Source organism: Gemmatimonadota bacterium, assembly GCA_016209965.1.
Classification (GTDB): Bacteria; Gemmatimonadota; Gemmatimonadetes; order Longimicrobiales; family RSA9; genus JACQVE01.
Genome location: JACQVE010000206.1, coordinates 1 through 7,420, shown reverse-complemented (window position 1 = coordinate 7,420; position 7,420 = coordinate 1). Strand labels below are relative to the sequence as shown.

Below are 7,420 nucleotides of genomic sequence, written 5' to 3'. Positions count from 1 at the left end.
CGTTGTTGCGCGCCCACTGGATCGCTTCCAGCATTCCCTCGACGCCGCGCACGCCGAAGCCGCCAGGGATCAGCAGCCCGTCGTAGTGCGCCAGGCGCTCGACGCCCTTGCCTTGCTCGAAGTCCTCACTCAGCAGCCATTCGATCGCGACCCCGACATCGTTCGCGATGCCGCCGTGGATGAGCGCCTCGTTGACGGACTTGTAGGCATCCACCAGAGCCGTGTACTTCCCCACCACGGCAATCCGCACCTCGCCGTGCGCCGGCTGTTTCACGCGCTCGACCATGAGCTCCCACGGGGCGAGGTCGGGGGCCGGCGTAGCCAGCCCCAGCTTGCTCACCACCAGCTCGTCCAGCTTCTGGCGGTGGAACGCGAGCGGCACGTCGTAGATGGTCTCGACGTCGCGCGCCTCGATCACGCCCGCCACGTCCACGTTGGTGAAGAGCGCAATCTTGCGCTTGATCTCGTCGCTCAGCGGGCGGCGGGTGCGGCACATCAGTACGTCCGGCTGGATCCCGATCTCCATGAGCTCGCGCACCGAGTGCTGCGTCGGCTTCGTCTTCAGCTCGCCAGCCGCCTCGATGTAGGGGATCAGCGTGAGGTGGATGAAGAGCGTGTGCTCCCGCCCCACGTCTTGCCGGAACTGCCTGATCGCCTCGAGGAACGGCAGTGACTCGATATCGCCCACTGTGCCGCCGATCTCCGTGATCACCACGTCATGGTTAGGCGCGAGACGGCGGATCGCCGCCTTGATCTCGTCGGTAATGTGCGGGATCACCTGCACGGTCGCGCCCAGGTAGTCGCCGCGCCGCTCCTTCGTAATCACATCCTGGTAGATGCGACCCGTGGTGACGTTGTTGGCCTGGGCAAGCGATTCGTCGATAAACCGCTCGTAATGACCCAGGTCGAGGTCCGTCTCCGCGCCGTCATCGGTCACAAAGACCTCGCCGTGCTGAAAGGGCGAAAGCGTGCCGGGGTCCACATTGATATAGGGATCGAACTTCTGGATCGTGACCCGCAGGCCTCGCTCGACCAGCAATCTGCCAAGCGACGCGGCGGCGATCCCCTTGCCCAGAGAGGAGACTACGCCGCCGGTCACAAACACGTACTTCGTCGGCTGCCGAACCTGGTCGCTCATGGCTCTAAGGGATAGGAAGGGATCCGTGCGACATCGACCTCAACCGTTGTTCTGCGCGCAGCACGTCCCGCGGGGTATCGACGCCGGCCTCGGCCGCGTCCACCAGCGCCACCCCGATGGAGAGCCCGGCCTCCAGCGCCCGCAACTGCTCCAGTCGCTCGATCCGCTCGAGCTCCGCTGGTGGGTGGTTCACCCAACGGGCCAGCGCATCCCGCCTGCAGGCGTACACCCCGATGTGCCTCAGGTACGCGGGCGATGCCAGCTCTTCCGCCGGCGGATCGCCGTCCCGGCAGTGCGGCACGGCGGCCCGCGAGAAATACAGTGCCCCACCATCTTCTCTGCGCACGACTTTCACCACGGCCGGGTCACGCCACGCTTCCAGCGTGCGCACCGGCGTGGCGACCGTGCCGATGTCCCAATCACGCACGGCCAACGCCACGGCGGACGCAACCTGCCCCTCCGAAATGAAGGGCTCGTCTCCCTGCACGTTCACGACCATCGCGTACTCCCGGTACTCGCCGCGTCCGGCCACCTCGGCAACCCGCTCGGTACCCGAAGCGTGCGCCGGCGAGGTCAGCACCACGGGCGCCCCCAACGCTCGGCACACGGACGCGACTTCTTCGCTGTCCGTGGCAATCACGGCCGCATCCAGCGCCGAAAAGCTGCGCACGCGGCGCCAGACCCATTCGATCAAGGGGCGGCCGGCCAGCGGCTGCAGCGGCTTGCGCGGCAGGCGCTTCGAGCCGATACGCGCGGGAATCACGCCCAGCACGGCTCCCTGGCCCATATCCACTCCGGAGGAAAAGCGGCGCCGCCACGCAAGATTTACGCCCGAATCTAGCGGCGCACCGTGATAGTGTCAAAGTGAGCGGGCCGGCTCGGCCGGCGCGGGGTGGCGAGAGCTTAGCGCCCCTGCTCCCAGGGTGGCGTCGGCTGGAACGGCCAGGAGATGCCGAGATCGAATTTCAGCTCCCCGCCTGGATCGGCTGGATTGGTCAGGAGCCGCAGATACACTCCCAGGAACTGGAGCCGCAGCCCCAGGTTCTGCTCGAGGTCGCGGCGCGCTTCCCGGGACCAGGCCATGCCGATGGCATGCAGGAAGTGCAGTTCGGGCGCGCCCAGCAGGGGGAGTCTCAGTGGCTGCGGCAGGGGCACGATGTAAGTCGTTTCCACGAAGGCGAGCCGGTCCCCGGCGAACTCCCCGATCTCGAAGGTATTCAGCGTGCCGGATCCGCCCACGATGCTCCAGCGCTGGTGCGGCAGCGAGTCGCTGCCGGGGAGCGGCCCCTGGAAGCGCCAGTCGAGCTCGAGCCGGTGGTTCCATAGCGCCTGCATCGCCCACTCGCCCCGGACCAGGAACCTCTCGAAGGGCAGCTCACCCCCAGCCGCGCGCCGCGCCGCTTCGATGGTCCCTGCGGCCTCGACGGCCGAGCGGCTGCCTGTCCAGCCGCCCGCCAGCTCGAGGCTCAAGCTGGCGACTCGTCCCTCCCGCACGGGCGGGTTCGCCCGCACCTCGTCCTCGAAGAGTGTCCAGCGGTCCTCGGCGGCCAACGACCGCGCGTCCTCGATCTGCCCACCCAGCCACAGCGCCAGGTGCGCCGGCGAGCGGCGGAGCTGGCGGCCCAGCCGGAAGTAAACTCTTTCGGCCTGATAGTAGTTGCGGTAGTCCTTCCCGGAAAGCAGGTAGGAGCCGGTATTCTGAAGGTCGCCGCGGATCCAGGCATCATTCGTGGCCGTGATCTTTTCCGCACCCACCGCCCCCTGCGCGGCACGGCTCGCGAGCCGGAGCTCGACCCCCCCCGTGCCCGCGCCGCGACCTGAGCGGTAGCCGATGCGTCCGGCTAGCGTGGGACGCCAGCCGCCGATCGCCGGGAAGCTGTACGCCGCCCCCCAGATCAGCGAGACAGCGTCGATCCGGTCGTACGTCGGGGCGTGAAAGCCGAGAAAACCGTCCAGCTTCAGCGCTGCCCCCGAGACGAGCGCTTCGATGCGGAATCCGCCGTCCGCTGGCGCGACCCGGTATTCGGCAAGCGGCAGGTCAATGACGGACCGTGCTACCCTGGCCAGCTCCGAGCGGTAGAGTCCGCCACCAACGTTGACGACATCGCCGAAAACCAGGGAGCCCGGGCGGAGAAACACGTTAGCGTCCACGGAGATGAGGTCTCCCTGGATCATGCCCTCGATGGCTACCGTCGCCTCGAGCACGAGCACCGAGCGACCAACAGTATCCGCAGGGGTGAGCGTAGTGTCCCGGGTTACCAGCAGGAAATCGGCGGCACGCAGCAGGCGGTCGAGACGACGGTCGAGGGCGACGTCGCCTTCTCCCACCCGCTCGACGCGCTGCGCGGAAGCACGTCCACTGGCCAGGAGGGACGCCGCCGCCGACCATACCAGGAGGATCAGCAGCCGGGCGGCGGCGGAACGCATCACCTCAACACAGCGCGAGGAAGTTGGCCATCAGTTCCCGGCCGTGCTGGCTGGCAACGGACTCCGGGTGAAACTGCACACCCCAAACCGGGTGATGGCGGTGGCGTATGGCCTGGATCTCGTCCTCGAACCCGGCCTCGTCCGTCCAGGCGATGACTTCGAGCTCGGCGGGCAAGCTGGGTCGCTCCACAACCAGGGAGTGATAGCGCGTGACTTCGATGGGGGTGGGAATGCCCGCAAAGAGCTCGGAGCCCGTGTGAGCCACGGGGGAACGCTTGCCGTGCATGGTGCGGCGGGCGCGCACGACGCGGCCCCCGTAGGCAGCTCCGATCGCCTGGTGGCCCAAACAAACGCCCAGGATGGGCCGGGTCGGGCCGAACTGGCGGATGCACGCCACGCTGATGCCGGCCTCCGCTGGCGTGCACGGTCCGGGCGAGATCACGATGCGCGAGGGGTCCAGCGCCTCGATCTCGGGCAGCGTGACCTCATCGTTCCGTTTCACGACCGGCTCCGCGCCCAGCTCCCCGAGCAATTGCACGAGGTTCCAGGTGAAGGAGTCGTAGTTGTCGATGACCAGGACCATGCGAGAAGCTAGCCTGCGCCGCGAACCGCTACAACCCCGCCGCCACACCCTCCCCAACCGCCCATTCTTTTACGGATGTGCACGTGCACGAGTACGAGTACTGCCTGCGTACGTTCGCGCGTTGGCCTTTCTGCTCGGTCACGCCCGCGGATGGTAGCGGCGGTGCACGTCGCGCAGGTACTCGCGGTCCACGTGGGTGTAGATCTGGGTGGTAGAAATGTCCGCGTGGCCCAGCATCTCCTGGACGGCGGCGAGGTCGGCTCCACCCTCCAGGAGGTGGGTCGCGAAGGAATGCCGCAGCGTGTGCGGCGTAACGCGCTTCTGAATCCCCGCCCGCCGGAGCTGCTTCTGCAGGATTTTCCAGACCCCCATGCGAGAAAGGGCGCGGCCCCGCGCATTGAGGAAGACCAGGCCGCCACTTTCGCCCCGGTCAAGCTGGGGGCGCACCTCGCGCAGGTAGATGCGCAGCGCCCGCACGGCGGCCTGCCCCACCGGGACCAGCCGCTCCTTCGCCCCTTTGCCCAGCACGGTCGCGAAGCCTTCTTCGAGCGCCAGATCGCGGACGCGCAGCGAGATGAGCTCGCTCACGCGCACGCCGGCGGCATAGGCGAACTCGAGCAATGCCTTGTCGCGCGAGTAAAGCCGGTCCTCGGGGTCAGGTGCGGCCAGCAGTCGTTCCACGTCCTCGCGGCTCAGCACGCCGGGGAGCCGCCGCCAGGTGCGGGGCGGATCGAGCCGCTCGCTCGGGTCTGACACCACCAGCCCGTCGCCGAGCAGGAAGGCGAAGTACGTGCGTACGGCCGACAGGCTGCGGCGGATCGATGCAGGCTGCAGCCCCTGATCCTTCAGGTGGTAGACGAACTCCCGCAGGTCCACGGGCGTGGCTGAGCCGGGTCGGCGCACGCCGCGCGACTCGAGGAAGCGCACCATGCGCTCGAGGTCCCTGCCGTACGCGTCCAGCGTGCGCGGCGAGAGCCCCCTCTCGAATGCCAGGTGATCCCGAAATCGCTCCAGGTGATACATGCCCGGCCGCGTCCTAGCCGTGTTTCTTCGCCGCCCGCCGCGTCACACGCCACCAGAAGAGTAGTGCCAGCAGCAGCACCAGCGCGACCCAGAGGAGCACATCGCTCGCCTGCTCGAACGACGCCGCGATATCCTGCCAATGCCTCCCCGCCTGCGCGCCCACATACACCAGGCCGCCGTACCATAGCCCGGAAGCTGTCACCAGCGGCAGCGCGATACGCCAGACGGGGATGTGGGCGACTCCGGCAAAGACGGGCACCATAGCCCGGAACGCCGGCAGGAAGCGACTGAAGAAGATGGCGAGCACCCCCCAGCGCTCGTAGAAGCGCCCGATCTGCTCGAGCTGATGAGGGTGCAGCAGCCAGTGCCCCACGGGCGTGCGGAAGAACGAGTGGCCGTACCGGCCGGCCAGCGCGTAGACCGCCAGCGCGGAGGCGATGTTGGGGAACCAAGTGCAGAGGAAGACGATCCACGGGTCCGCCCGCCCGGCCGCGGCCAGAAAAGCGCCGAACAGCACGAAAGTGTCCGCCGGAATGGGCGGGATCACGTTCTCTACCGCGGCGCCGCCGCCAATCACGAGGTAGATGAGGATAGGCGGCAGACCGATCAACGTGCGCAGCACTTCTTCCACCGCCGCCCTCCAGCGCCCGCTGCTACGGCTGGGACGCCACCAGCGCGACCGCCAGTGCGGCGATCCCCTCGCCCCGGCCAACCCAGCCCATCCCCTCGTTGCTTTTGCCCTTGACGGAGACCTCCGCTGCGCTGACGCGCAGACTCGCGCCCAGGCGCTGGCGCATGGCAGGTACGTGCGCTGCCAGCCGCGGCGCTTCGCAGATCACCGTGACATCCACATTAACGACGCGGAGCCGCCGCTCCTGCAGGAGCTCGACTGCCTTCGCCAGCAGCTCGAGGGAGTCGGCGTCCTTCCAGCGTGGATCATCGGGTGGAAAATGCGTGCCGATGTCACCCAGCCCCGCGGCGCCCAGGACAGCATCGGTAACGGCGTGGGCGATGACGTCCGCATCGGAGAAGCCTGCCAGCCCCTGCGCTGCCGGGATCTCGACGCCGCCCAGCACCAGCCGCCTGCCCGGTGAGAAACGGTGCGAGTCGTAACCCACGCCGACCCGCATCTACTTGCCGCCCGCGCCCAGGATCCGGAGCGCCAGGTGCGCCGCGTTCTGCGCGTTGTCAATGCCCACACAAGCCACGGGCACGCCCGGCGGCATCTGCACAGTGGCCAGCAAGGCGTCCAACCCGCCCAGCGTGCCGGTGGAGAGGGGCACGCCGATCACCGGCAGCCGGCTGTGCGACGCCACCACCCCGGGAAGCGCCGCAGAAAGCCCGGCGCCGCAGATGATCACGTCGAAGCCCCGGGATGCCGCCGCGCGAGCGAGCTCCGCCGTGCGGTCCGGCTCCCGGTGCGCACTGCACACCAGCGACTCCGCCTCTACCCCACCCTCGCGCAGGATCGGCAGCGCCTCCTCCATCCGCTCCCGATCCGACTCCGAGCCCATGAGGATCAGAACCTTGGGCATGCGCATTAACCGACGCGCACGTGCACGAGTACGTGCGCGTGTCCGTATGCAGGCTGGCAATTTCTCATCCGCTGGACTACGTTGCCCCTCAGGTCCGCCAGCGGCAGCAGGGGCAACTGTCCTCGCCCTCCCCGCCCTCCCCGCCCTCCGCCACCAACGTATAGTTCTGGTAGCGGCGGCGGGGCGTGAAGCCGGCGTCCTCGATCAGACGCCGCATCTCCGCCTCGGGCATGATGTAGTTGACACCCGCCGCGCTGACCACGTTCTCCTCGATCATAAGCGAGCCGAAGTCATTCGCGCCGCAGCGCAGCGCGATCTGCGCCAGCTTCGGTCCCTGCGTCACGTAGGAGACCTGCAGGTTGTCGAAGTTGTTCAGCACCAGCCGGGCCAGCGCGGTCACGCGCAGGTAATCCACCCCCGTGCCCAGGGGCAGGTCCCAGTCCTCCATCTCGGTGTGCAGCGGCTGGAACGACCAGGCGATGAAGGCCGTGTAGCACCCCCGGCCGCGGGCGCGGCTCCGCGCCTGTGAGGCGCGCAGCTTGAGCAGGTGCTCGATGCGGTCCGCCCAGCTCTCCCCCACGCCGTACATCATGGTAGCCGTGGTCAGCAGCCCCTTTTCGTGCGCGGCCTCGTGGATCTCGAGCCAGCGGCCGGACTCGATCTTCTTGGGCGCGATCACGTCCCGCACCCCATCCACCAGGATCTCCGCCCCCG

Annotated in this window: 9 protein-coding genes; all 9 read right to left on the bottom strand. The window is 68.2% G+C overall.

Annotated elements, in window-relative coordinates; genetic code table 11:
• Positions 1–1,138: CTP synthase (locus tag HY703_08265; protein MBI4545173.1), on the bottom strand; the 1,138-nt coding region annotated here is incomplete at its 3' end.
• A gap of 4 nt (positions 1,139–1,142) precedes the next feature.
• Complete coding sequence (gene kdsB / locus HY703_08260) at positions 1,143–1,925, bottom strand: 3-deoxy-manno-octulosonate cytidylyltransferase (protein ID MBI4545172.1); 783 nt, start codon at positions 1,923–1,925, stop codon at positions 1,143–1,145.
• Positions 1,926–2,041: 116 nt separating this feature from the next.
• Positions 2,042–3,565, bottom strand: coding sequence for a hypothetical protein (locus HY703_08255; GenBank protein MBI4545171.1), 1,524 nt, complete (start codon positions 3,563–3,565; stop codon positions 2,042–2,044).
• Positions 3,566–3,569: 4 nt separating this feature from the next.
• Complete coding sequence (locus HY703_08250; protein ID MBI4545170.1) at positions 3,570–4,148, bottom strand: aminodeoxychorismate/anthranilate synthase component II; 579 nt, start codon at positions 4,146–4,148, stop codon at positions 3,570–3,572.
• Positions 4,149–4,286: 138 nt separating this feature from the next.
• A complete protein-coding gene (gene xerD, locus HY703_08245; protein ID MBI4545169.1) occupies positions 4,287–5,171 on the bottom strand; it encodes a site-specific tyrosine recombinase XerD in 885 nt (294 codons plus the stop codon).
• Positions 5,172–5,184: 13 nt separating this feature from the next.
• Positions 5,185–5,802 (bottom strand): DedA family protein, encoded by a 618-nt coding sequence (locus tag HY703_08240; protein MBI4545168.1) that lies wholly within the window; start codon positions 5,800–5,802, stop codon positions 5,185–5,187.
• Positions 5,803–5,824: 22 nt separating this feature from the next.
• Positions 5,825–6,301, bottom strand: coding sequence for a 2-C-methyl-D-erythritol 2,4-cyclodiphosphate synthase (locus HY703_08235; protein ID MBI4545167.1), 477 nt, complete (start codon positions 6,299–6,301; stop codon positions 5,825–5,827).
• On the bottom strand, positions 6,302–6,706 hold the full coding sequence (purE, locus tag HY703_08230; protein ID MBI4545166.1) for a 5-(carboxyamino)imidazole ribonucleotide mutase: 405 nt from the start codon (positions 6,704–6,706) through the stop codon (positions 6,302–6,304). It abuts the gene before it with no gap.
• An 88-nt stretch (positions 6,707–6,794) separates the two neighbouring features.
• Positions 6,795–7,420, bottom strand: a 626-nt coding sequence (locus HY703_08225) for a dehypoxanthine futalosine cyclase (GenBank protein MBI4545165.1), incomplete at its 5' end; no start/stop codon positions are given.